At 65.4% G+C, this 1,285-nt stretch carries 1 protein-coding gene and 1 pseudogene; both read left to right on the forward strand.

The genetic code is table 11. The features are described from left to right. Positions 1 to 911, forward strand: a pseudogene (locus A3728_RS23000) (cytochrome ubiquinol oxidase subunit I); the annotation flags it as partial. Continuing rightward, positions 908 to 1,231 carry a hypothetical protein gene (locus tag A3728_RS05435; RefSeq protein WP_067920968.1) on the forward strand — a complete coding sequence of 108 codons (324 nt, stop codon included), beginning with the start codon at positions 908 to 910 and terminating at the stop codon, positions 1,229 to 1,231. The pseudogene A3728_RS23000 and the gene A3728_RS05435, both read left to right, overlap by 4 nt. The last annotated feature ends 54 nt before the right edge of the window (positions 1,232 to 1,285 follow it).

A 1,285-nucleotide genomic window follows, 5' to 3' on the forward strand; every position in this document is an offset into this window, starting at 1 on the left:
TGCCCCATGTGGAGAGCCGCGAGCCCTATGCGCAAGACCCTGAACTGGCCAACAGGCTCGCAATGGGCGAAGGCTACCTTGGCCAGCCCCGGCACGATTGGCGCGAAACGATGACGGTGGACATCGCCAGCGGGCGGCCGGATCAACTGGTGATCTATCCCGGGAACACCCGCCTGCCGATCGTCATGGCCGGGGTGACGGGGCTTGCCTTCCTGTCCATGCTGCTCAAGCTCTACTGGCTGGTGCCCGTGGGGATGCTGGGCGTTCTGGCGCTGGCACTGCACTGGGTCTGGCAACTGGGCCGAAAGCAGGACCTCGGCCCGCAGACTGTGGGGCATGACACGTCCCTGCCCCCCACGTTCGAGACGTCACGCCCCCCCGGCTGGTGGGGTTCGGTCTTTTTGCTGACGGCGAACGGCACCTTTTTCGGCTCGCTCCTCTTCGGCTACGCGTTCCTCTGGACCGTCGCGCCGGGCTGGCCCCCGTCGGAATGGTTCAGCCCGTCGGTCAATGAACTGGGCGCGGGCATCGGGGCCGTCGTCATCGGCGCTGTCCTGCAACGGCTGGCCGCGCGCCGGATGGCCCGGCATGGCCGCGCGTGGCTGACGCTTGCCCTGGCCCTTGGGGCCACCCTGGCCCTGATGGTCGTTCTGGTGATCCTGCTCACCCGCCTGCCCGATCCCACAGGCCATGCCTATGCCGCGACGCTGCTGGTGCTGGCCGGGTACACGCTGCTGCATGCGGGGTTGGTCGCGGTGATGCAGGGCTTTTTGATCGCCCGTGCATGGCGCGGCTATCTGTCGTCCCGGCGTAGGGCGGAGGTGCATATCGTGGCGCTCTGGTCCGATTACCTTGCCGTGGTCGCCACGCTGGCATTGCTGGCGATCCATTTGCCGGGGTTGATTGCATGAAGGATCTGCTGCGCATTCTGCTTCCACCGCTGCTTTGGCTTGCCGGTTTCAGCGCGCTCTATGGCCTGCACGGCATCGGTTGCGCTGCGGGCTGGGCAGAAGATGGGACCTATCTCTCCCCCCAGCGGCTGGCCTTGCTGTCAGCCTGGGGCGGGGTGATTGCGGCGCAGGGTCTGGTGCTGCTGGCACTGCGTAGTTCCCGCTTCGCCTCCCCCTCCCCCTTCGTCTATCGGGTGAGCCTGATCAGCGGCTGGGTCGGGCTTTTTGCGGCAATCTGGTCGCTGCAACCGGTCGCCACGATGTCGACCTGCGCATTTTAACGGAAAATCAGAGGACTTTTGGGTAAGCGATTGATAAACAATCCGTTTTCCCGA

The sequence above is a fragment of the Sulfitobacter sp. HI0040 genome, from assembly GCF_001634885.1.
Lineage (GTDB): Bacteria > Pseudomonadota > Alphaproteobacteria > Rhodobacterales > Rhodobacteraceae > Sulfitobacter.

Coding starts and splice junctions, on each gene's coding strand:
- A3728_RS05435 (WP_067920968.1), top strand. CDS start 908: ATGAAGGATCTGCTGCGCATTCTGCTTCCACCGCTGCTTTGGCTTGCC.